General features: G+C 64.5%; 18 protein-coding genes and 1 tRNA gene. 3 read left to right on the top strand and 16 right to left on the bottom strand.

The annotated features are described in order from the left end of the window. Positions 1-38 precede the first annotated feature (38 nt). Both ACXR2W_RS00595 and ACXR2W_RS00590 read right to left on the bottom strand, forming a co-directional pair. Positions 39-650, bottom strand: coding sequence for an ANTAR domain-containing response regulator (locus ACXR2W_RS00595; RefSeq protein WP_458816581.1), 612 nt, complete (start codon positions 648-650; stop codon positions 39-41). 69 nt (positions 651-719) lie between these two features. Beyond that, complete coding sequence (locus ACXR2W_RS00590; RefSeq protein ID WP_458816578.1) at positions 720-1,802, bottom strand: acyltransferase family protein; 1,083 nt, start codon at positions 1,800-1,802, stop codon at positions 720-722. Between the two features lie 185 nt (positions 1,803-1,987). Here ACXR2W_RS00590 and ACXR2W_RS00585 point away from each other — a divergent pair. Then, positions 1,988-2,072, top strand: a tRNA-Leu gene (locus tag ACXR2W_RS00585). A 155-nt stretch (positions 2,073-2,227) separates the two neighbouring features. Here the strand turns inward: ACXR2W_RS00585 and gatB are convergent. From gatB to ACXR2W_RS00540, 9 genes are all read right to left on the bottom strand, one after another. Continuing rightward, the gene (gatB, locus tag ACXR2W_RS00580) at positions 2,228-3,742 is read right to left on the bottom strand and encodes an Asp-tRNA(Asn)/Glu-tRNA(Gln) amidotransferase subunit GatB (RefSeq protein WP_458816576.1); all 1,515 of its coding nucleotides are present in this window, start codon (positions 3,740-3,742) and stop codon (positions 2,228-2,230) included. Continuing rightward, positions 3,742-5,277, bottom strand: coding sequence for an Asp-tRNA(Asn)/Glu-tRNA(Gln) amidotransferase subunit GatA (gene gatA / locus ACXR2W_RS00575; protein ID WP_458816574.1), 1,536 nt, complete (start codon positions 5,275-5,277; stop codon positions 3,742-3,744). The genes gatB and gatA overlap by 1 nt, the downstream gene beginning before the upstream one ends. A gap of 8 nt (positions 5,278-5,285) precedes the next feature. Further along, positions 5,286-5,609 (bottom strand): Asp-tRNA(Asn)/Glu-tRNA(Gln) amidotransferase subunit GatC, encoded by a 324-nt coding sequence (gene gatC, locus ACXR2W_RS00570; protein WP_458816572.1) that lies wholly within the window; start codon positions 5,607-5,609, stop codon positions 5,286-5,288. 60 nt (positions 5,610-5,669) lie between these two features. Further along, positions 5,670-6,296 (bottom strand): DNA-3-methyladenine glycosylase I, encoded by a 627-nt coding sequence (locus ACXR2W_RS00565; protein ID WP_458816570.1) that lies wholly within the window; start codon positions 6,294-6,296, stop codon positions 5,670-5,672. Between the two features lie 97 nt (positions 6,297-6,393). After that, positions 6,394-8,763, bottom strand: coding sequence for an NAD-dependent DNA ligase LigA (ligA, locus tag ACXR2W_RS00560; RefSeq protein ID WP_458816568.1), 2,370 nt, complete (start codon positions 8,761-8,763; stop codon positions 6,394-6,396). Positions 8,764-8,772: 9 nt separating this feature from the next. Next, positions 8,773-10,008 (bottom strand): tRNA 2-thiouridine(34) synthase MnmA, encoded by a 1,236-nt coding sequence (gene mnmA, locus ACXR2W_RS00555; protein ID WP_458816566.1) that lies wholly within the window; start codon positions 10,006-10,008, stop codon positions 8,773-8,775. A gap of 115 nt (positions 10,009-10,123) precedes the next feature. After that, complete coding sequence (locus tag ACXR2W_RS00550; protein WP_458816564.1) at positions 10,124-11,308, bottom strand: cysteine desulfurase family protein; 1,185 nt, start codon at positions 11,306-11,308, stop codon at positions 10,124-10,126. After that, entirely contained in the window at positions 11,309-12,325 is a 1,017-nt protein-coding gene (locus tag ACXR2W_RS00545; protein ID WP_458816562.1) for a tetratricopeptide repeat protein, read from the bottom strand. It abuts the gene before it with no gap. A gap of 24 nt (positions 12,326-12,349) precedes the next feature. Continuing rightward, a complete protein-coding gene (locus tag ACXR2W_RS00540; RefSeq protein ID WP_458816560.1) occupies positions 12,350-14,221 on the bottom strand; it encodes a DUF8094 domain-containing protein in 1,872 nt (623 codons plus the stop codon). A gap of 229 nt (positions 14,222-14,450) precedes the next feature. On the opposite strand from ACXR2W_RS00540, the gene ACXR2W_RS00535 reads away from it, so the two are divergent. Further along, positions 14,451-17,651: a hypothetical protein gene (locus ACXR2W_RS00535; protein WP_458816558.1), complete on the top strand. Its 3,201-nt coding sequence runs from the start codon at positions 14,451-14,453 to the stop codon at positions 17,649-17,651. Between the two features lie 3 nt (positions 17,652-17,654). Continuing rightward, on the top strand, positions 17,655-18,179 hold the full coding sequence (locus tag ACXR2W_RS00530) for a ribonuclease H family protein (RefSeq protein WP_458816556.1): 525 nt from the start codon (positions 17,655-17,657) through the stop codon (positions 18,177-18,179). 606 nt (positions 18,180-18,785) lie between these two features. Here the strand turns inward: ACXR2W_RS00530 and ACXR2W_RS00525 are convergent. From ACXR2W_RS00525 to ACXR2W_RS00505, 5 genes are all read right to left on the bottom strand, one after another. Further along, positions 18,786-20,687: an HNH endonuclease signature motif containing protein gene (locus tag ACXR2W_RS00525; protein ID WP_489948818.1), complete on the bottom strand. Its 1,902-nt coding sequence runs from the start codon at positions 20,685-20,687 to the stop codon at positions 18,786-18,788. A gap of 58 nt (positions 20,688-20,745) precedes the next feature. Then, a complete protein-coding gene (locus ACXR2W_RS00520; RefSeq protein ID WP_489945521.1) occupies positions 20,746-21,045 on the bottom strand; it encodes an Rv1322 family protein in 300 nt (99 codons plus the stop codon). Positions 21,046-21,053: 8 nt separating this feature from the next. Next, on the bottom strand, positions 21,054-21,575 hold the full coding sequence (locus ACXR2W_RS00515) for an aggregation-promoting factor C-terminal-like domain-containing protein (RefSeq protein WP_458815612.1): 522 nt from the start codon (positions 21,573-21,575) through the stop codon (positions 21,054-21,056). 188 nt (positions 21,576-21,763) lie between these two features. Further along, positions 21,764-22,366: a DivIVA domain-containing protein gene (locus ACXR2W_RS00510; protein ID WP_458815599.1), complete on the bottom strand. Its 603-nt coding sequence runs from the start codon at positions 22,364-22,366 to the stop codon at positions 21,764-21,766. After that, the gene (locus ACXR2W_RS00505; RefSeq protein ID WP_458815597.1) at positions 22,366-23,283 is read right to left on the bottom strand and encodes a phosphatidate cytidylyltransferase; all 918 of its coding nucleotides are present in this window, start codon (positions 23,281-23,283) and stop codon (positions 22,366-22,368) included. Before ACXR2W_RS00505 ends, ACXR2W_RS00510 begins: the two co-directional genes overlap by 1 nt.

Below are 23,283 nucleotides of genomic sequence, written 5' to 3'. Positions count from 1 at the left end.
GCCGCTTCTACAGTTCAGTCGATGCTATCGAAAGCCGCTTAGGCGTCTTTCTTCGGGCCGAGCTGATCGATGATCGTCTTCGCGACGTCCTGCATCGTCAGGCGGCGGTCCATCGACGCCTTCTGGATCCAGCGGAACGCCTCGGGCTCCGACAGTCCCATCTTGTCGTTGAGGATCCCCTTGGCGCGGTCAACGAGCTTACGCGTCTCAAAGCGCTCGGCGAGGTCAGAGACCTCGCTCTCGAGCGTTGCGATCTGCTCGAAGCGCGACAGCGCAATCTCGATCGCGGGGATCAGATCGGCCGGCGTAAAGGGCTTTACGACATAGGCGAGCGCGCCAGCCTCGCTTGCACGCTTCACAAGCTCGGCCTGGCTGAACGCGGTCAACAGTACGACGGGCGCGATGTTGTCTTTGTTGATCTGCTCGGCAGCCGAGATGCCGTCAAGCTTGGGCATCTTGACGTCCATTACGACGACGTCGGGGCGCAGCTCTTCAACGAGGCGAACGGCCTCTTCACCGTCACCGGCCTCACCAACTACGTCAAAGCCGTTGTCACGCAGCGTTTCAACGATGTCGAGGCGGATCAGGGATTCATCTTCGGCGACGACAACGCGTCGCGAAGCGCTCGGGGCAGTGCTCTGGTCATTCACTCCACCAGTTTACGACATTGTTACTTTTAATGTTGCTGAATACTCAGACGATTCACCGGGTCGCGACTCTCATGCTTGCGTAGCCAAGCCTTTCGTGCGGGTGAGGCGCTGTCTCAGCAGGCGTTGAATAGGCGCATCGATGATCCGGTTGATGAAGATACTGACAAGGGTCACCGCGATCATAGTTGCGATGAGCAGCATCACACGCATCGAAGTCGCCGCTCCCCGAATCACGTCGCCCAGCAGCACCTGCGAGATAAACACCGTCACAATCGGATGAAACAGATACATGGCATAACTGGCATCGCCGATTTCGAGCAACACGCGTGTCACGAGTCCGTCACGAATGAGCGGTTCGAGTACCAGTGCACACACGAGCAGCAGCACGGCAGGTATCCCGTAGTAGAGCGCGCGCACATCGCTCACCAGGCTGATGATTCCGAGGTCCTGCGCAATGAGCACGCCGAGCGCGAACACCGCACCCATACCAGCAATACCACGCCACGCCCAAGCTGTTGCGCCGTGCGAGGCCCCCAAGGTCTTCACGGGGAGCGCTGACGTAGCGCGCGCGAGCACTCGCCGGTAGACCAGCGCGACACCGAGGCCGGCCAGAAACTCGAGCAGAATCGGGTCTTGGTAGAACCGAAGCGCAGGGCTCGATCCTGGCCATATCACGCCGCTGAACACGAGCAGCACGAGTGCGACACCCACGAGAATCAAGGCGGTGCGGGTGGAGCGCACGCACAAGAGGAGCGTCCCCACGAGCAGATAGAAGAACATCTCGTAGTTGAGCGTCCACCCGATCTGCAAAATGGGCCCCATGCGCTCTGGCATCGCATATGGAATGAAGAGGAGAGACTTAATGAGACCTCCCGCGTCAACCACGGTCGAGTTTGCACGCCAGGGCATGAGCAGCACCGCCGCCGCCCACGTGAGCGTCGCGATCCAATACAGCGGCACCACGCGAATCACTCGACGGCGCAGAAACTGCTTGCGGCTGCCGAACACGACCGTGCCGATAATGAATCCACTGATCACAAAGAAGACGTCGACGCCCCAGGGACCGGTGCCTGGAAGCGCGAAGATGCCCCCCTCAGCCACGGCGTGAAAGTAAACAACAGCGAGGGCCGCGAGAGCACGCAGAAACTGCACACTTCGCACGGTCGACCGTGTTTTAGCCACCGCTCACAACTCCAGTTCGTGTATCTTCCGAGAAACGCTGGCGCGACTCGCCGTACACCCCGCCCAGACAACCGTTTTATATTAGCCCACTCATGTGCGCTAAGGTATTTCTTGGCACCGCACCAGTGCGGTCCGATTACAATTAAAGAACGCACGCCGGATTGGTGGAATTGGCAGACACGGCGCACTCAAAATGCGCTGCCGAAAGGTGTACGGGTTCGAGTCCCGTATCCGGTACCAAAAGACCCGGCCCCGCTTTTGCGGGGCCGGGTCTTTTCGTTTGCACCTGGCGCGATGCGCCCACATTTTGCCCACATCACGCGTCAAACTACGCAGAGCCCGGATCAAATGATCCGGGCCCTGCGTGTTGCGCCGCGCGCTAGTTAGTGCGCTAGTTACTGCGCTGCGCGCTCCAGCACCAGCTCGCGCACGCGCGCTGCGTCGGCCTGGCCGCGCATCGCCTTCATGACAGCTCCGATGACCGCGCCAGCGGCTTGCACCTTGCCGTCGCGGATCTTCTCGAGCACATCGGGCTGCTGCGCGAGCGCCGCATCGATGGCCTCGATCAGGGGGCCGTCGTCTGAGACGATTGCGAGCCCGCGTGCCTCGACGATCTCGCTCGCGGTGCCCTCGCCGTCGATGATGCCGGCGATTACCTGGCGTGCCAGCTTGTCGTTGAGCGTGCCAGCGTCGACGAGCTCGACGACCGAGCCGATCTGCTCGGGCGTAATCAGCTCAGTCGGCTGCGCCTGGCGCTCGTTTGCGATACGCGCGATCTCACCCGTCCACCACTTGCGGGCGGTCTGAGCGGGAACACCCGCGGCCACCGTCGACTCGATCGCCTGGACAAGACCGGCGTTCACGACGTCTTGGAACTCGAGCTGCGAGAACTGCCACTCGGCCTTCAGGCGCCGTGTGCGCAGCGTCGGGTGCTCGGGCAGCGTGCCCCGCAGCTCCTCGACCAGCTCACGCGACGGGGTGAGGGGAGCCAGGTCGGGCTCGGGGAAGTAGCGGTAGTCGTCGGCGTCGCTCTTCGGGCGTCCCGGCGAGGTCTCCCCCGTGTCCTCGTGCCAGTGACGGGTCTCTTGGGTAATCGAGCCGCCATCTTCGAGAATGCGCGCCTGGCGCTGAATCTCGAAGCGCACCGCACGCTCGATCGAGCGCAGCGAGTTCACGTTCTTGGTCTCGGTACGTGTGCCGAGTACGCTCATACCGGCACCCTCGTTACCACGGGGACGCAGTGACACATTTGCGTCGCAGCGAATGTTGCCGCGCTCCATGCGTGCATCAGAAATGCCGAGCGCAACCACCATCTCGCGAATCGTCGCAACGTACGCCGACGCGATTTCTGGGGTATCTGCCTCGCCTCCGAAAATGGGGCGGGTCACGATCTCGACGAGCGGCACACCAGCGCGGTTGTAGTCGACGAGCGAGTACTCGGCGCCCTGAATGCGGCCGGTCGACCCACCCACGTGGTTGAGCTTGCCCGCGTCTTCTTCCATGTGAGCGCGCTCGATGGGCACGTGCACCACACGCCCCGAAGCGAGTTCGATCTCGACCGAACCGTCGTGTGCGATCGGATCGTCGAACTGCGAGATCTGATAGTTCTTCGCCATGTCGGGGTAGAAGTAGTTCTTGCGCGCGAAGCCCGAGACCTCTGCGATCTCGCAGCCGAGTGCGAGGCCCAGGCGGATCGAGTACTTGACCGCCTCATCGTTCACCACGGGCAGTGCACCGGGAAGCCCCAGGCACACGGGCGTCAGGTTCGTGTTCGGCTCGGCCCCAAACGTGTTGGGGGCCGACGAGAACATCTTGGTCTTCGTGTTGAGCTCAACGTGCACCTCGAGCCCGATGACGGGCTCGAACTTCTCGAGGGCCTCTTCGAAGCTCATCAGCTTGGTCTTGGCCATTAGTGCGCTGCCTTTCGTGCCGTGCTACCTGCAAGGGTGGGCGCCTGCGCCCAGAACGGAGTGCCGTCGCGGTCGGCGGTGAGCTGCTCGATTGCGGCGCCCGCCCGGTAGAGCCGCGCGTCTTCAAACGCGGGCGCCATCAGCTGCAGCCCCACGGGCATGCCATCTTCTGCGGCGGTGCCAATTGGCAGGCTGAGGCCGGGGAGCCCCGCGAGGTTCGCTGGAATGGTGGTCGCGTCGTTCAGGTAGTCCTGCATTGGGTCGCCGCCGTGAGTACCGAGCTTCCACGCCGTGGTGGGCGCGGTGGGCGATGCGATCACGTCAACCTGTTCGAACGCAGCAGCAAAGTCGCGCTGAATCAGTGTGCGCACCTTCTGCGCGCTGCCGTAGTAGGCGTCGTAGTAACCGGCAGAAAGGGCGTATGTACCGAGAATGATGCGGCGCTTCACTTCGGCGCCAAAGCCCGCGGCGCGAGTCTGGCTCATGACGTCTTCGACGGTGCCGCCGCCCTGGGGGTTGACGCGCATGCCAAACCGCACGGAGTCGTACTTCGCGAGGTTACTCGAGGCTTCGGCGGGCAAAATCAGGTAGTAGGCTGCCACCGCGTACTCGAAGTGCGGGGCGTCGATCTCGACGATCTCGGCGCCCGCGGCGGTCAGCTGCGCGAGCGTTTCTTCGAAACGCGCCTTCACGCCCGGCTGCACGCCATCAAGCATCAGCTGCTTGACGACGCCCACGCGCAGGCCCTTCAGCGTCGCCGGATCGGCGCCGCCCCGGGCGGCCGCAGCCATTGACGGCCATGCAAAGTCCAGCGACGTCGAGTCGTGACGGTCGTGCCCGGCGATCACATCGTGCAGCAGCGCGGTGTCGAGCACGGTACGCGCGCAGGGGCCGATCTGGTCGAGCGATGAGGCAAGCGCGATCGCACCGTAACGGCTTACACCGCCGTAGGTGGGCTTTGCGCCCACTGTGCCGGTGAGCGCGGCGGGCTGCCGGATCGAGCCACCGGTGTCGCTGCCGAGCGCGAGCGGCGACTGGAATGCCGCCACAGCAGCGGCCGAGCCGCCACCCGAACCACCGGGCACGAGCTCGGTGTTCCAGGGGTTGCGCGTGGGGCCGTAGGCCGAGTTTTCGGTGGCAGAGCCCATGGCGAACTCGTCCATGTTGGTCTTGCCGATCGACACGAGACCGGCCGCGCGAGCCTTAGCGACCGCGGTCGCGTCAAACGGCGAGCGGTAACCTTCGAGAATCTTCGACCCCGAGGTCGAGGGCATGTCGGTCGTGACGAGCACATCCTTCACCGCGAGCGGCACGCCCGCGAGCTCGCCTAGGGACTCCCCTGCTGCACGACGCTCATCGATGGCACGTGCCGCGGCGAGCGAAGCGTCTTCATTCGTCGCGAGAAACGCGTTCAACTCGCCGTCCACGGCGGTGATCTGCGCGAGGTGAGCGCGCGTCGCCTCTTCAGACGAAACCTCACCAGAGGCGATCTTGCCCGCCAGCTCTGCGGCGGTCAAGGTAATCAATTCACTCATGGCTCTCCCTACTGCTCTTCGCCCAGAATCGAGGAGACCCGGAACATGCCGTCGGTCTGCTCGGGCGCGTTGGCGAGCGCCTCTTCACGGGTCAGCTGGTCGGTGATCTCGTCTGCGCGAGTCACGTTGTTCAGCGGAATGGGGTGGCTGGTGGCGGGAACGTCTGCTCCGGCCACCTCGCTCACCTTTGCGATATTCGTGAGGATCGAACCGAGGTCACTCGAAAGTGAGGCGACCTCGGAGTCAGAAAGGGCGATCCGGGCGAGGCCTGCGAGATGCTGTACGGCCTCGGCCGTGATCTCGCTGCTCGCGCCCGCTGGCGTTTCAGGCATGCTGCTCCATCGTTACGTCGGAACTGAAAGGGTTCTGTGAACCCCACCATCCTACTGCTGTCAGCTTTGTGGGGGCCGAACCGCCAGAGTTCTTGAACCGTCACGCTCCCACAACCCCGAACAGCCTCGACGGTGGCTCGAGATGAGATGGGCGTCGACGATGCCGAGGGCAGCCATCAACGCGTACGCGGTGGTCGGGCCGACGAATTTGAATCCCTGCTGTTTCAGTCTTTGGGCGAGCGCCGCGGACTCGGGCGAGTGCGATGGCACCTGCGATTCGGTGATCGGCGCGGGCGATCGCTCGGGCATCGCCGACCATACAAGCTCTGCGAGTGTCGTACCGCGCTCGTGCAGCCTCAGCACCGCCTGTGCGTTCGAGACGGTGGCATCGATTTTGCGCCGGTTTCGTACGATTCCGGGGTTCTCCATCAACTCGGCCACTTCTGCCTCGCCAAATTGACTCACGATCTCGGGCTCAAACCCTTGAAACGCCGCGCGAAACGCGTCGCGTTTGCGCAGAATGATGAGCCACGACAGGCCCGACTGAAACGCTTCGAGACTGAGCCGCTCGAACACACCAGCTTCGCTTGACACGGGCACGCCCCACTCGGTGTCGTAGTACTCAGTGAGCAGCGGGTCGGTCGTCGCCCATCCCGCCCGATTCGGTGTCTGCGTCGCCTCGGTCATGTCAGTGCTCCCCTTCACACCTCACCGCTGTTCCAGTCCCCCTAGGGTAACCAGAAAGAACGACATGTGGTGTCTGAAGTGTCAATCTGTGGATAAGTTACTCACCCGCGAGCGTGAGTGCGCCGGGCCCCTGGGTGACGAGCACGGCAAACTGGGCGGCGTCGAGCACGGGGATTCCCAGCTCCTCGGCCTTCGCGAGTTTTGATCCGGCCCCTGGCCCCGCCGCGACATAGTCAGTTTTCTTCGAAACCCCCGAGGCGGCTTTGCCGCCCGCTTGGATGATCGCTTCTTTAGCGCCGTCGCGCGTAAAGCCCTCGAGCGTGCCCGTTGCGACGATCGTGAGCCCCTCGAGTACACCACCCTCGGGTAGTTGTGCCCCCGGCCCGGGGTGCCCCGGCGTCGCCCACTGCACTCCCGCGGCCGCCCAGCGATCAACGATTTCGACGTGCCAATCGACCTCAAACCAGGCCTGCATCGACTCGGCAATGATGCCGCCGACGCCTTCGACCTCGGCGAGCTCGTCGACCGACGCCGCCCGAATAGCTGCAAGCGAGCCAAACCAGTCAGCAAGGGCTCGCGCCGCGACCGGGCCTACGTGGCGAATATTGAGCGACACGAGCAGCCGCCAGAGCGGTTTCGTCTTCGCTTTCTCGAGCTCGGCGAGCAGCGTGAACGCGTCCTTGGCTGGTTGCAGCTCACGGTGGTTCTTCTTGATGCCGGCTGCGCGGCGGTCTGCCGCGGTCGCGTCTTCCCAACCGGGCGGGTAGGTCGCGGGCCCGAGTTTCTGAAACGGAGTACGCCGCGCAAAGTCGCCCGTCGCCTCGTCGATGCGGGGTTCACCCGTCTCTGTGTCGCGCACAATCACCACGATGGGCACGAGCTCATCGATGGTCAGATCGAACAGGCCAGCTTCGGTTTGCAGCGGCGCTTTCTCGGGCACCTCTGGCCCGGTGAGCGCGGCGGCCGTAATCTCGCCGAGCACCTCAACGTCGAGCGCACCGCGCGAACCAATGTGTTCGACCCTGCCGCGCACTTGCGCTGGGCAGGCTCGCGCGTTCGGGCAGCGCAGATCGATATCGCCCTCTTTCATGGCGCGCAGCGTATGCCCGCACTCGGGGCACCCTTCAGGCATGCGCCACTCAGTTTCAGAGCCGTCCCGCAACTCGATTACGGCCCCGAGCACCTCGGGAATCACGTCACCCGCTTTGCGCAGCACGACCGTGTCTCCAATGAGCACGCCCTTCGCTTTCACCACCTGCTGGTTGTGCAGCGTGGCCTGGCTCACGGTAGATCCCGCGACCTTCACTGGTGCCATCACCGCGTATGGTGTGGCCCTACCTGTGCGCCCCACCCCCACCCGAATCTCGAGCAGCTTCGTGTGCACTTCTTCGGGCGGATACTTGTACGCGATCGCCCAGCGCGGTGCGCGGCTCGTCTCACCGAGCTCAGCGTGCAGAGCCAGTTCATCTACCTTCACCACGATGCCGTCGATCTCGTGCTCAACATCGTGGCGGTGCTCTCCACGATCGGCGATAAACGCCTCCACCTCGGCCATGTCTTCGAACACGCGCGAGTGCGGCGACACGGGCAGGCCCCATTCGCCCAGCAGCCGGTAGGCGTCAGATTGATTGGCAAACTGCGGGTGCGACCACGCACCAATCCCGTGCACGTAGAGCGCGAGGCGCCCGAGACGCTCGCGCATAAGGGTAAGCTCGGCTTCGCTTTTGTTGTCTGAGCGCTGACGCAGGCTGCCCGCTGCCGTGTTGCGCGCGTTAGCAAATTCGGGGTACTTCACCGGGATCTGCTCGGCTGTGCGCCCCCGGGCCCGCAAGCCTTCGGCGTACTCTGCCTGCAGCTCGTGCTGCCGTGTGTTGAGCCACGCGAAGTCTTGACCGCGCAAAAACACCTCCCCGCGCGCTTCAAAGAACGAGGGGATCCCCTCCCCCGTAAGCACGCGCGGGATCGCCGGAATCATGTCGATGTTCTCGGTGATGTCTTCGCCCACCCGACCATCACCGCGCGTAGTCGCGGTCTCGAGCACCCCGTCGCGGTAGGCCAGGTTTATCGCCAGGCCGTCAATCTTCAGTTCGCTGAGCCAGCGCACCCGACGTCCTGCGGCGGCGCGAGTCTTTTCGGCCCACTCGTGAAACTCACCCAGCGAGAACACGTTGTCGAGGCTGAGCATGCGCTCGGCATGCTCGTGCTCAGGAAACCCGGCAGACACGATCTGCGCTCCGACATCGCGCGTCGGGCTGTCTTGGCCCGCGAGCTCGGGGAACGCGTGCTCGATCGCTTCGAGTCGGTGAAACAGAACGTCGTACTCGGCATCTGACACGAGGCCGTACCCCTGCGAGTAGTAGGCGACGCGCAGCCGCTCTATCTCGACCGAAAGCTGTTCGGCTTCGACGCGCGCGGCGGCAAAGTCGAGGGTGTCAACGGCGGGCAATTGCGGGGAGTTGTTCGTCACCCCTCAATTCTAGAAGTGCACAGGCTGTGCGTCACCCACCGAACGCTCAGTGGGCTGCGCGTCACGCACCACTCCTGTTTCGATATTTGACGCCGCTTCGTCGGCTGGCACCGCGCGGTCGATCGTGAACTGCCCGAGCACGCGTGTGCCAATGTAGACAACCGCGGTCTGCCCCGGGGCGACCCCGATGAGCGGCTCGGCATGTTCGAGGTCGATGTCGACAACAATCTCGTGAGAAGCGCCCGCGCGATGCTGTTCGGTGCGCTCAGATTCAATGATGGGGGCGAGACGCGCGAACGCGGGCACGGGGTCGGCGTGGGCGCGAATCTGCACCTCGCACTTAAACGTCTCGGTCACATCAAAGCCGGGCTCCCCGGCCCAGCTATAGCGCCCGCCCGCGATGCGCGAAATGGCGAGGCTCTCCTTGGGACCGACCACTACCTGGTTTGAGACGGGCCGAATCGAGAGCACAAAACGCGGTTTACCGTCGGGGGCGGGGCGCCCAATCGCAAGCCCCCGCCGCTGGCCCACCGTGTACCCGTGAGCACCATCATGCTGCCCGACGATCTCGCCCGCGGCGTCGACGATGTCACCTGGAGTGCGCTCGACGTGGTCTGAAAGCCAACCGCGAGTGTCACCGTCGGGAATGAAACAGATGTCGTGGCTGTCGGGCTTCTGGGCCACCTGCAGCCCGCGCTCGGCTGCCTCAGCCCGAATCAACTGCTTTGATGGCGTATCCCCGAGCGGAAAGTAGCAGTGCGCGAGCTGTTTCTCGGTGAGCACGCCCAGGACGTACGACTGATCCTTTGCCCATGCGCTCGCGCGATGCAGCTGCGGGCCGCTGGGCCCGGCTTCGAGTGTGGCATAGTGGCCCGTCGCCACCGCGTCAAAGCCGAGCGCGATGGCCTTGTCAAGCAGCGCTTCGAACTTAATCTTCTCGTTGCATCGCATGCACGGGTTGGGTGTACGCCCCGCGGCGTACTCGGCAATAAAGTCGTCAACAACGTCTTCCTTAAACCGCTCGCTCAGGTCCCACACGTAGAAGGGAATCTCGAGCAGGTTCGCGGCGCGCCGTGCATCCATCGCGTCCTCGACCGTGCAACAGCCGCGGGATCCGGTACGGATCGTGCCCGGCATGCGACTGAGCGCAAGGTGCACTCCGACCACTTCGTGCCCCGCTTCGACGGCACGTGCCGCCGCCACTGCGGAGTCAACGCCGCCGCTCATCGCCGCCAAGATTTTCATCAGAACAGTCTACTCGCCCGGCTGCTGTGTAAGTACCCGACGCGTGTGCGCTAACTGCGCAGGCACGACTCTGCGATGGCCGCGCTCACGTAAGCTGCGCTCACGAAAGCACCGCCTACGAAAGCCCCGCGACACGCGCCCGGTCGATCGCGGCCGGCAGCGCGGCAAGGAGCGCGTCAACCTCGGCGTCGCTCGTGCCGGGGCCCAACGTAAACCGCAGGGCACCTGCGGCTTCAGCCTCTGGCACACCCATCGCGAGCAGCACGTGTGAGATCTCGTGCACTCCCGCCTGGCACGCTGACCCCACCGAAACAGACACGCCTGCCGCGTCGAGCAAGAACACGAGCGAGTCCCCCTGACAGCCCGCAAAGGTGAAGTGGGCGTTGCCCGCGACCCGCCCCTCTCCCTCGGGCCCACGCATCACGGCGTCGGGAGCGACCGCTCTCACGCCCGCCACGAGCCTGTCGCGCAGCAAACGGGTGCGCGCGACGCGGCCCAGGCGCGGCGTGCCGTCGTCCTCGACCGCAAGGTCGAGCGCGGCCGCGAACGCGACGGCGCCGGCCACATCCTGTGATCCGGATCGCGCCCGCTGCTGCGTGCCTCCGTGTAACAGCGGGTCGGCCGCGGTGCGGCGCCCCAGCACGAGGGCGCCAACGCCCACCGGGCCCCCGATCTTGTGAGCCGAAACACTGAGCGCCGCCGCGCCCGTCTCAGCAAAGCCGATGCGTTCTTGCCCGAGGGCCGCGACAGCGTCAACGTGCACCGGCACGCTGTAGCGCGCGGCCACCCGGCACAGCTCAGCTACCGGCTGCACCGTGCCCACCTCGTTATTGACCCACATGAGGGTGGCGAGCGCGATCTGGTCTGGCCCGACGCGTTCAATCACGGACGCGAGAGTTTCGGGCGTTATACGCCCGGCCCCATCGATCGGCACTTCCACCAGACTCGCGCCCTGAGTCGCTTCGAGCCACTGGGCTGCTTCGAACGTCGCATGGTGCTCGCCCGCGGCGACGAGCACCGCAGGGCCTGATCCGGATCGACGACGCGCCCAGTACATGCCTTTGATCGCGAGGTTAATGGCCTCGGTGCCGCCGCCAGTGAGGATGGTCTCGGCGCGGTCGCAGCCCAGTGCCGCCGCGATACGATCGCGCGCGGTCTCGAGCATTTCGCTCGCGTGCTGGCCGTGCTGGTGCGTGGAGGCGGGGTTACCCACCACGGTGAGTGCGTCGAGATACGCTTCACGCACCTCGGCCGGCATGGGCGAGGTGGCAGCGTGATCGAGATAGGCGCGCGCGTTCATCTAGTAGAGCAGGTTTGCGAGCTGCCCGCGCGCCGCAATGACGCGCTGGTCTGCGACTCCAACCACTTCAAAGAGTTCGAGGAGACGCTCACGAATCTGAGCCTGGCCGTCTGCATCTTGACCGGCAAACATGTCTAGTAGCCGCAGAAAGCCATCCTCGATGTGCCCGCCCGACACGTCGAGATCTGCGACGCGCAGCTGCGCTTCGACGTCGTTCGGGTGCTGACCCGCCGCCGTGCGAATCTCGTCAATGGTGTACCCCTGGAGCCGATGCAGAAGCTTCACTTGCACGAGTGCGGCGCGTGCTTCGGCGTCTGCGGGCGCCTTCTTCAGCACGGTCTCCCACTCGGCGATAGCCGTCGCGAAGTCACCGTTCTCGCCCGCTTCGACCGCAGCACGGTGCGCCTCAGGAATCTGCGGTTCTGCGGGCGGCGCCGGTTCTGCTCCCGGCACCGACTGCTGTGTGTCGGGCGCGCTCACGCGACCGGTAACGCCCTGCTGCGCCGATAGCTGCAGCAGCTGCCCAAACACCTCGCGCACCTGTGCCTCGGGCATAGCCCCCTGGAACAGCGGCACGGGGCGCCCGCCCACGAGAGCCACGACGGTAGGAATGCTCTGGGCTTGAAACGCCTGCGCGATGCCGGGGTTGGCGTCTACGTCGACCTTGGCGAGCAGCAACTGCCCACCAAATTCGAGTGCCAGCTTCTCGAGAATGGGTCCCAGCGTCTTGCACGGCTGGCACCACTCGGCCCACAGATCGATCACCACGGGCACGACGGCAGAGAGCTGCGCCACCTGCTCAAACGTGGCATCGGTGACATCGAGCACCAGTGACGGCACATCGACCGTCTGGCCCTGCGATGAGGCCCCGCCCTGCTGAGGCGCAGACCCGTCACCGTTCGCCGCCGCCTGAGACTGGGCCTGCGCCTGGGCCTGGGCCTGGGCTTGGTGCCGTGCTGCGAGATGGCTGAGGTCGACGCCACCGCCGGGAATGCGCTCGGGCATCGGGTTACTCATCGTGTGATCCTCCAGTTTGTGTAGTTAGTTCGTGGCGCCGACGAGTTCACTCGTCACGCCCAGCAGCTGAATCTTGGTGTTCGACGTGTCGGTTTTACTCGGCACAAAGAAGAGCAGCTGGTGCGCCACCTGCTGCACCAGTCGGTCTTGTTCACCTGAGAGGCCCGACAGCGCGGTCACTGCGTCCTTCGCCTGCGGCTTGTAGCGACCGCCGGCAGAATCAACGATCTGCTGCTCAAGCACCGTAGTGGCGACGAGCGCCCCGCCTGCTCCGGTCGACAGTGCGGTGATGCGCTCGTCGCCCTGCGATGCGGTCGCGCTGAACTGCATCGTCTGTCCCTTTGCGTCTGACTCGGCCTGCGCTTTCGCGGCGCGTGTCTTGCCGTAGTTCTCGAGCAGGGTGTCATTGGTGAGGTCGAACAGCTCTGCCTCGCTCGTCTCGGTGCCGTCTTGCAGCATCGCGGCGTAGGCGTCACCGACCTTGCCCGGCGCGAGCACGAGCGTTTCAATGTCATCAGCGAGCACGGCAGTGCCGTCCTCAGCCGGTGCCGCCTGCGGCATCGAGATGCCACCGCGCAGGGCAATGTCGCGTGACACCAAGAAATTGCTGTGCGGGCTCTCCTGGCGCAAAATCAACGCGAGCGAGGGCGAAGCATCTTCGGAACCATCGCCCGCCTTAGATTCAACCGTCACAAACACTGTGCGCGGCCACCCCTCAGTGCTCTGCACGAGACGGTACTCGAGCTCCTGGTCAGTGATGATCGGGGGAATCACTTCGTACCCCGGCATGGCCGCCCGAATCGTGTAGTTTGCCGCGCGCTGCGCGAGAGCATCACCGGTAAATCGGCTTTCGAGAAGCTCAGCGTCAAGCGCTTCATCTGCCGCCGTCGCATCGGCCGACACACTCTTCACGATCCGCTGCATCTGAGCATCAGTCACGGGCACGGGCGCAACCCCCGAGTCTGGCTGCTCGGCTGGCTGCTCGGCCACAGGCTGCTCATCAAACTGGGGCCAGTAACTCGCTGAACACCCCGATAGGCCGAGCGCCAGTGTGACACCCACCGCGGGCAGCAGAGCACTTCGCCGCGCAATGGCGGTGCGCGCGCTCGTGCCGGATCCGGCGCTCCGCTCTGTTTGCTCGCCCGCAGGCGGAGCGACCGCTTGCACGTCGGGCGTGGCGTCCTTGCCCCGGCGGGTGAATGAGTTGCGCAGGCCCTGCAGCGGGCCCCTGCGGCCGCGGCGCGGCCCGAGCCCGCGGCGATCGTGATCGATCGCGAGCAAATACAGTACGCCGCCCACGAGCGCGAAGAGCGCACCCGCCGCAAGCAGCGGGCCTGCCCACGGCGTATTGCGGTCTTGTGCCCACACGAGCGCAACATCTGCGGGCACCGGATCGACGCCGTTGGACGCGATGATGACCGACTCGTCTGCGTCTAGAGCGACCGGAACCCGTAGTACGTCCGTCTCGTTCGACGCGCCAGCCGCTTCGAGCGAACGCTCCTCAAGCCACAGGTCAGAGCCGTGCGGGTCGAGCGCTTCGACAGCCTCTTCGCCCGCCGCTTCGTCAACGATTGCCGGGGCCATGAGCGCAGTCTGAAGAGTCTTCGAGGCTTCTGCGACGGTGAGTTCAGCGTGAGAGAAGGGCTCCACCCATCCCTGCACGTCACGCGTCGCGCCGGTGGCCACAAACGCCGTCTCGCCACTCACCACCACGTTCGCTTGACCGGGCACCTTTGCAAGCTCGGCGCCGTCAATCACGGCGTATCCCGTGTCTGACTGCGTGTCGATCGGAAAACGGATTTCGGCGGGGCCCGCCAAGAAAGTGCGCTGGCCGATTCCGAGCAGCAGCAGCAGCCCAGAGGCCACCAGGGCCACAATTGCAAGCACGTGTCGCACGAGATGCTCCTCGCCTCAGAAAATTCGGTACCGTCCAACGCTACCCGAGCTTTCCGAGATTCCCATGCGGCGCGGCCGGATTAGCGCAGACCGGGCACAATCCCGCCGCGACGCACAGCGTCTCATTCTCGGACATTGGGAGTGTCATTCCAGTATCATGATGCGGGTACATGCCCGCTCGACGGCCACCCACACGGGGTGCAACCGTTTTTAGGTATTCGGAGGCCCCGTGTCCGACTCTTCCCAACAGTTCACTCCTGCGTTTCGCGGTTACAATCGCGACGAGGTCGATGAGCGGATCGGGTCGCTAACTGGCCACATCTCTACCCTGCAGTCACACCTTGACTCACTGCAGCACGCGCACCAGCAGGCGGCCGCTGTAGGGCAAGAGCAGCGCGAGCTTATCGCCGACCTGCAAGATCAGGTGGCCGAGCTGGGTGCCACCGGATACTCAGGGTTGGGCCTGCGCGTCGAGAAGAGCCTGCAGGTTGCAGAGGATCACGCGCAGCGACTCATGGCGCAGGCTGATCTCGACGCGGAGAAGTTGCGCCGCTCTTCGGAGGACGAAGCTTCTCGCGTACTCGCATCGGCGCAGGAGCGCGCAGACGAACTCTTGCTCGCAGCCGCAGAACAGGCGGAGACCCTGCTTGCGGGCGCGCGCACTGACCTGGCCGAGCAGACCGCACACGCCAACTCAGAGCGCGAGCAGCTTCGCGTAGAAGCGGACCGCCACGCTGAACTTACCCGGAGCTCTGCCACCCGAGAGGCTACCGCCGAGCGCGAAACAGCGCACCGTGAGGCGGAAGCAGAACTTGCGGCCGCTCGCGCAGCGGCCGCCGAGCTGCTCGGCACCGCACAGTCGGCAGCCAATGAGTTGCGTGAAGAAACTGAACGCCGTGCCGACTCGTTTACGCGTGAACGCGCCGAGAGCGAGCGCGAGGCTGAGCTTGAGCGCGCGCGTCTCACACAGGAGGCGGAGCGTGCCCGCGCCGAGTTTGCGGCGAAGCGTCAGCGGGAAGAGGCCGAGCTCGAGGAGCGTTACACCGAGCGCTCGCGCGAGCTTGAGGCGCGCGCAGACAGCGAACGTCGCGAGCTCACCAGCGAAATGGAAGCGCTGCGCGCGCTCATTGCGCAGGAGCGCACCGATCACGAAGCAGAGATCGCACTTGAGCGGTCGGCGCAGCGCGACCGCCTTAAGACCGAGCTCGCAGCGCACGATGCCCGGATCGCGCAGGAGCTCACTGCACAGTCGGCAGCCCTGATCCGGGAGGCAGACGCGGCGCACGCCGAGGCTGCGACACTTGCACAGCAGGCCGAACGCGAGCGTGAGCGCGCGAATGCACATGCCGCCGAAGAAATTGAACGCCTCGCGTCCGAGCACAGCGCGCGCCTCACGGCCGAGCGTGACCGCCAGCACACCGAGCTCACGGCCGAGCGTAAAACACACGATGAGACCCTGAGCCTCGAGCGCGAAGAGCACGAAGCTACCATCGTGGCTGAACGTACGGCACACGAAGCGGCGATCACCCGCGAGCGCGAGGCACACGAGACTGCTATCGATGCAGAGCTTACGACCCACCGCAATACGGTGCAGCGCGAGCGTTCTGACCACGATGCACAGCTCGCGACCGAGCTTGCGCAGCACGTCGAGACCATTGCGTCCGAACGCGAAGCACACGATACGCTCATGGCGGCCGAGCGCGACGCGCACGAGGCGTCGATCGCGCAGGAGCGCACCGATCACGAGGATCGGATTCGCAGCCAGATCGTCGCGCACGAGGCGCGCCTCGGCAATGAGCTCGAAGCTCACCATGCCAAGATCGCTTCGGAGCGCGGTGCACACGACGCGCGCATCAGCGCTGAGCGTGAGGCGCACGACTCGACGCTTTCTGCAGAGCGCGAGGCGCACGACTCGACCCTTGTCTCTGAGCGCGAGGCGCACGACAAGATTTTGAGCGCCGAGCGCGCCGAGCAAGAGGCCACCCTCGAGGCGACGGCGAAAGACCAGCAGGCGAAGCTCGCCACCGAGCTCGCTGACCACGTCGCGCAGCTGCTGCGGGAACGCACCGAACACGACTCAGCGATCTCGACTGAGGCTGCAGAGCACACGGCTCGCCTTGAAAGCGAGCGCGAGACACAGCAGGTCGAGCTGACGGTGGCGCGCGAAGCTCACGACGCGGCAATCGCGTCAGAGTCAGCGCAGCTTCGTACGACACTCGCCGACGAGCGTTCAACCCATGATGCTCAGCTCGCGCAGGAGCGAGACGCCCAACGTGAGCTGCTGGGCACCGAGCGGGAGACGCACGACTCGAAGCTTGGCGAAGAACTCGCCGCGCACCAGGATCGCCTGATTCGCGAGTCTGAGGCGTTGCGCTCGAACCTCGCCGCAGAAAAGACAGCACAAGAGGACGAACTTGCGGCACTGCGCGCCCAGCAGGAGCGCGCCCTCGCTACCGAACTTGCGGCGCACACAGCTCGCATTGATGACGAGACTGTCGTGCACGACGAGCGAATCGCCGCACAACTCGACGCGCACACTCGTCGCATTGATGATGAGCGTGAGGCTGCTGCCGCGCATAACCTGGCCGAGCGAGAGGCCGCTGCGGCATCCATCGCCGTAGAGCAAGAATCATCGCAGCTGCAGCTTGACCTCGAACGCACTAAGCTGGCCGCCGATCTGGCTCGGGAGCGCGAGGATCACGAGCGCGAAATCGCCACGTCGCGCGCGCAGCACGACGAGACGCTGCGCATCGAGCGTGAGCAGCAGTCAGACGCACTTGCACGCGAGGTGGCGGCGAAGCGCGCGGCCGTGACAGAAGAGACCGACCTGTTGCGTACCGATACGGTGGCTGAACTCGCGGCGTACCGCGAGGGCGAAGAGCGTGACCTGGCTACACTGCGTGCGAGCGCAGAGGACGATTCGCGTGCGTTGCGCGAGCAGATTGACGCCGATACCCTCGCATTCTCGACCTCGTCTGCGCAGCAGCGCGATGAGCTCGAGCAAGACCTCGCTGCAAGGCAGCGTGCGGCCCAGGAGGCGTCGAGCCGCGAGATCGCGGCCGCAACCGCTGAGCTGGCTGAGCTGCAAGACCAGCTTGACACCGCTCGCGCTGAGTACGATCGCGTCACCACCGAAGCAGCGCATGACGCTCGCGCTACACGCGCTCAGGCCGAGACTGATGCTGCGGCCATCGTGCTCGAGGCCGAGCGCCGTGCTCAGGTCACGTTCCACGCAGCCGAGGAGCGCGCCACCAAGGTGCTCGCGGCAGCCGAGGATCGCATGACGCAGCTGAAGGTGGAGCGTGGTGCTGTCGCACGATACTTCGAGAGCCTGGGCGAGGTCATCACTAACGCGCAGAAGATGAGCACGGTTGCGGGCCGTCTGGTTGAGGCGCCCGTCGCTGAATCTATCGAAGATCAGGAGTCTTAATCCATGAGCATTATTGCTGCAGCCGACGGCTCGGCGCTCGGTAACCCCGGCCCCGCGGGCTGGGCCTGGGTGATCGACGCGAATCAGTGGCGCGCGGGCGGCTGGCCCCGCGCCACCAACAACCAGGGCGAGCTCATGGCGGTGCTAGACCTTCTGCATGCTACGGCTAGTCGAGCGAGCGAGCCTCTCATCGTGCTCTGTGACAGTCAGTACGTGATCAACTCGGTGACCCAGTGGATGCCTGGGTGGAAGCGTCGCGGCTGGCGCAAGGCCGACGGTAAGCCCGTGCTCAACCGTGAGCTGCTCGAGCAGATCGATGCCGCCATGGTGGGCCGCTCGGTGCTGTTTCAATGGGTCAAGGGGCACGCTGGTCACCCCCTGAATGAGGCCGCCGACGATCGCGCGCGGGCCGCGGCGACAGCGTTTCAGGCCGGTCTCGCTCCGGATCACGGGCCGGGTCTTGCTGGCGCGGCTCCTTCGCTTACGGTGAGCGTTGATGCAGCGGAGGCCCCGCCTACGCTGTTCTAACGGCAGTTCTCTCGACTGTACTAGCGCTTATGCTGCCGACTTCGCGTCTGGGGCGGAGCTCTGAATCCTTCTGAGTTGACCGGCTGAAGCGAATTTCACGGCATACGGTATCAAAAGTGTTGAATTCATACGGTCTTTAGCTGCAAACGTGGTCACTAACGCACAGCGTTCTGCACCCACGTGGCCTTGTCGACTGACGTGTATGAGATCGAGTGAGATGTATGCTTTCGTGGCCGTGAGTCGCCACGATGATATACATCTCACTCGATCTCATACATTGGAGTCGCTCTGGTGTCTGGAATGCCGCCCGCCGGCGCTGCAGGGCGAAATCATGGGGGCGAGCGGGCAGCGATGACTTGGCATACAGCTGCACAGGCTCAGGCGCAGATGCCGAGCTCAGTGGCTTCGTGTGACCGCGCGCATAGTCATACCGAGTGGGTCTAGGTCTGCGCGCTAATGATTGGCCGAGGACGATTGGCCGAGGTGACAACATTTAGGTGGTCACTAATTCGGTCAACTCAGGTACTAGCGCTTGTGCTGCCGACTTCGTGTCTGGGGCGGAGCTCTGAATCCTCCTGTGGACACACTCGTCCCAGGAGGATTCTTTTACCCCGTTCGCGGCCTGCGCTGCTGCCCCGGCACCGCCCGCCCCGCCACATGCTCCATCGCCACCGCCCACACCGACCTGGCCGGCCGCCACACCATACCGGGATCCCACCACCTCGGCCCCCGCACCTCGGGCAGCCCCGCCACCATACGCACATGCCAGCCACCCGCCTCCACACTGCGGTGATGCCACCAACACAACAGCACGCCATTCTCCGTCGTCGTCTTACCACCTGCCGCCCACCCCGTCACATGATGCACCTCACACCACGCCCCCGGCACCGTGCACCCGGGAATCACACAACCCCCATCACGCGCCGTGATCGCCCGCCGCTGCACCGCCGTAAACAAGCGGGCCGGGCTCTCCAACCCCACAATCCGCCCCGTCTCACCCACCAGCACCCGCTGCGTCGCGCCCGCACACATGCTGTGCCGCACCGCCGCAAACCCCACCGGCACCGGCACCCCGTCAGCACCGTGTAGCCACGCCGCCCCCACCCGCTCGGGCCGGCCCTGCACACCCGTGCTGGTACAGCCACCACCAGCATGCGTGCCGCCGCGGCCCGCCGACTGCTGCGCTTCAGCCTGATCGGCGCGCGCGATATCGCGGGCCAGGCTCGCCGCCAGCTCGGCCTGGGTCGTCTGAATGAGTACCGTCACCGGCGCCCCACCCTGAGTAGGCATCTCGGCGGCCTGACCCGCCATCTGAGCGATCAACATGAGCGAGTCATGCATCTTCTGCCCCTGTGACCGGGCATCCTCTGGCCGGGGCGTCAAGTCGGGCTCAAGATCTTCGGAGCCTGGTTCATCAGCGGCACGAAACCGCACCCGCGACGCCTCGGAAAGATCACCCGTCGGGTTGTCGGTTGACACGGCTGACTCGGTTGAGTCGGTCATGTTGCCCGGGTCGGCCGCACTCGCCGGGTCCGCCGCGCTCGCCGGGTCGGCCGCGCTCGCCGGGTCGGTCGTGTTGGTTGCCGTCCTTGGGGAGTCGAGCGCCGTGATCAAGTTGCCCAGCAGCGCCGCCACCTCGGGCGTGAGCGCCCCACGCACGGGCACCAGGCCCCGCCACATACGCCCCAACCGAAACGAACGACGAGCAAGCACCGACTCCTCGTCAGGCTCAGGCCCGTCTTGATCAAGCGCCGTCACCCAATACGCACAAATCTCGCGCACCGTGTCATGCCCCACCGGCAACCGCTCCGCCACCCCACCCGCATCAACATCGCCGGCCGCGTCAACATCAGCATCAGCATCAGCATCAGCATCAGCATCAGCATCAGCATCAGCATCAGCGCCAGCATCAGCGCCAGCATCAAGGTCAGCATCACCCGCAGCACCTGCAAAGCCGTGGTCTTCGGGATACCCCGCCGCTTGATTCACAATGCACCGCTCAGCCTCTGCCACCTCCGCCGGGCCAACATGGCCAGGCACCTTGCGCAGCGCGTCAGCAATCATCTGCGCTGTCTCAAACGACACATCGCCCGCATAAAACGCGGCCGCGATCGCCGGAAACACGGGCCCAATCACACCACCCGAATACCCTTGATCAGGGCGTAGGTCACTCGCCAACAGGGCACGCTGCCGCAGTAGCCGATGAGACCTACGCGTAATGCGCTGCAGCACATCAAGCCCGTCGCGACACCCCAACCGGCCCGCGAGCGTCTCACGCGTATCACCCACGCAACGCTCCACCACTGTGCCCTCGGCCCGCACAATCAACGCTTCGAGCTGCCGGGACGCCTGCTCAAGCCCGGTTACGAGGGCGAGCAGGGAGTCATCTGCGATGAGTGCGAACTCGCGGTCACCCATACGCTCAGAAAGGTCAGCCAGACCTGACACAAGCTGCTCCGCTTCAGCTTCAACGGTCAAATCCTCTGTCCCAGCTACATTGCTGGACATAATCTAAGTATAACACAAATATGGAAGATGTGTTCGAATAATGCTCAAGTATTCGAAATCAAGACCCGATGCGCCAGCAGTGCGTATGAAAATGCCGCCGGTCGCGCACCGCTGCACCATCACCCATCACGTGATCAGCGCGCCAAGCCACTATGTGTGCCTGGCCAGCAGGAACCGTCACCCCGCACGCGGGGCACAGATAAGGCTTCTCTGCCCGGTGAGCCGGGATATCGCGCACAAACCATTCGTCGCCGCGATAGCTCTCTTTACGCGCCCCACCGTAAGACAGTCGAGTCACATCGGCGGGAGGGTTTCGCGCGGCCCGCTCATACTTGTTGACCCGGCGATTGCGCGCCATAAGTCAGATCACCACCAGTGGTTAGCGGTCCAGAAATCGTAGGCCTGCGCCCACCCACCATAACGGCCAGAGGCGTAACCGCTCGCCCAGCGTAGATTATCGATCGGATCGTAACCATTGCCTGGAACCTTGCTGCAGGGATACGCCTGAATCAATCCGCAGGCGCCTGTGCTGGCGTTTGTGGCGTTCGGGTTCAGGCTGCTTTCTCTCTCAGCAATGTAGTAGACGTAGCTCCAGTCAGATTCGGCGATGCCCGCTGCAGCCATCCATTCAGCCATGGACCCGCCACCCGTGTATTTGGGAGGGCCAGCGGCACGCGCAGCCTCAGCGGCTTCAGCAGCTTCAGCAGCTTCCTTCGCCGCAGCTTCGGCCGCCTTGGCTGCCTCGTCACGGGCGCGCTCAGCAGCAGACAAGTCAACCGGAACATCAGTGAAGACCAGGTCGAGCTCGGCGCTCGTATTGGGGGTGAACTGCTGATGGATGCGCGCTTGGAAGGCCAGTTCATCAGCCGAGGCCTGCTCGGTAGGCATCGTGAGAGGCGCCACGACGGCGGTTCCCAAGAAGCCCGCAGCTACAACCGCGGCGACAGGGGCGCGAAGGCGCGACCAGCGGGATACAGGTTTCAAATTCGGCACAATATAACGATTCTATCTCAGCGTGACCGTGTGATCAATAAATCGACCGGTAAAAGCCGAAGCGCACGAGTGCGACGAAGTTACTATCGCGTCGCGAGCATCAGATCGACAACGGCGTCGAGCAGCGCGTCGACCTGATCCTCGTCGTATCCGCTACGTTCAGAGTGAAACACCACGTCACGCACGTCGGCAGGCTTCAAGTCAAACTCGCGGCGCTCAAACATCTCGCCCACGCGCTCAAGAAAAGCATCAACCTGCGAGCGACGATAGCCCGTCGCGAGAATGCTGCGGCGTTTAAACTTGCGGCCGCGGGGCCGACCGATCCTGCCACGCACTTCAGAAAGAAGTGCGCGCGTCTCGTCCCACCAGGCGTTCTCGTCACCGCCGCGCACGGCGGCGCGACGCTCGCGTTCGAAGAACACCTCCTCGAGCCGATCGAGGGCCGCGTCGACGTAGCGGGCGGCGTATCCGCCGCGTTTCACGGCGAAAGAGGCGCCCCGAACATCACGCGAAGTGAGGGCTGCCGCCTGATCCGGAGCGCCCTCATAGGCGCCGCGAGCCAGCGACAGGAACGCATCGACCTGATCGGGGCGGTAGGCCAGTTCTGACCCTGTAGCGAGGGGAAACGCGGTGTGCATCTTGCCTTTGTCGTGCACGGGCTCTGCCGGCTTCTGAGAACTAGGCATTAGAGCGCCCCTAGCGCGAGCGCGATACCGTACACGCCAACCGCAGACGGCAGCAGCGAATCGAGCCGATCAAGAAATCCACCGTGGCCCGGAATCCAGGTACTCATGTCTTTCACTCCGAGGTTTCGTTTAATGAGGGACTCAGTCAGGTCGCCTCCGGTCGCAGTGAACAACACCACGATTCCGAGGAGAACACCAACCCACCAGGGCTGTTCGAGCGCAGTAAGTGAGACAATCACCCCTGCAGTCATGGCGACCACCGCCGCCCCGGCAAAGCCTTCCCAGGTCTTATTGGGGCTAATGCGGGGAGTCATCTTGTGTTTGCCAAGCGTGACGCCGGCCGCGTAAGCGCCAACGTCAACCGAAACAACCACGAGCACGAGGGCGAATACCCACCACTCACCCCGGTCTGCCTCCACGAGTAGCACGGTAAATGACGCGAGAAACGCCACGTACACGAGCGTGAAAAGGCCCGAGAACACGTCTCGCACGAGAGTGCGAGGTGGCGTCTCGTACCGGGGCATTAGGCCCTCGATGAGACGCCAGAGCGTGAGCAGCAGGGATCCGGCAAAAAGCCCGAAGAGCATGCCGCTCGCGCCCCAAAAATACGCGCCCGCAACGATCGTCAGCCCGCCGAGTACGACGCCAATGCGCGGTACTCGGCGGCCAGCGACACGAAATGCACTCGCGAGCTCAACGAGCGCGATTGACACAAGCGCGGCCACCAGCGCCACAAACAGCTGCTTTACGAGCAGCAGGCTGACCAGAAAAACCGCGCCAAACAGCAGCCCCGACCCAATCGCGAAGAACAGGTTACGACCGGCGCGGGCCTCGATCTTCGCGTTCGTCGCTTCGAGCTGCGCGCGCCTCGTTTCGAGATGCGCACGCAGATCTTCGCGCTTGTCGGGCTGTGTCAT

It is taken from the genome of Leucobacter faecis (assembly GCF_054456695.2).
This window is presented reverse-complemented; position numbering and strand designations above follow the sequence as displayed.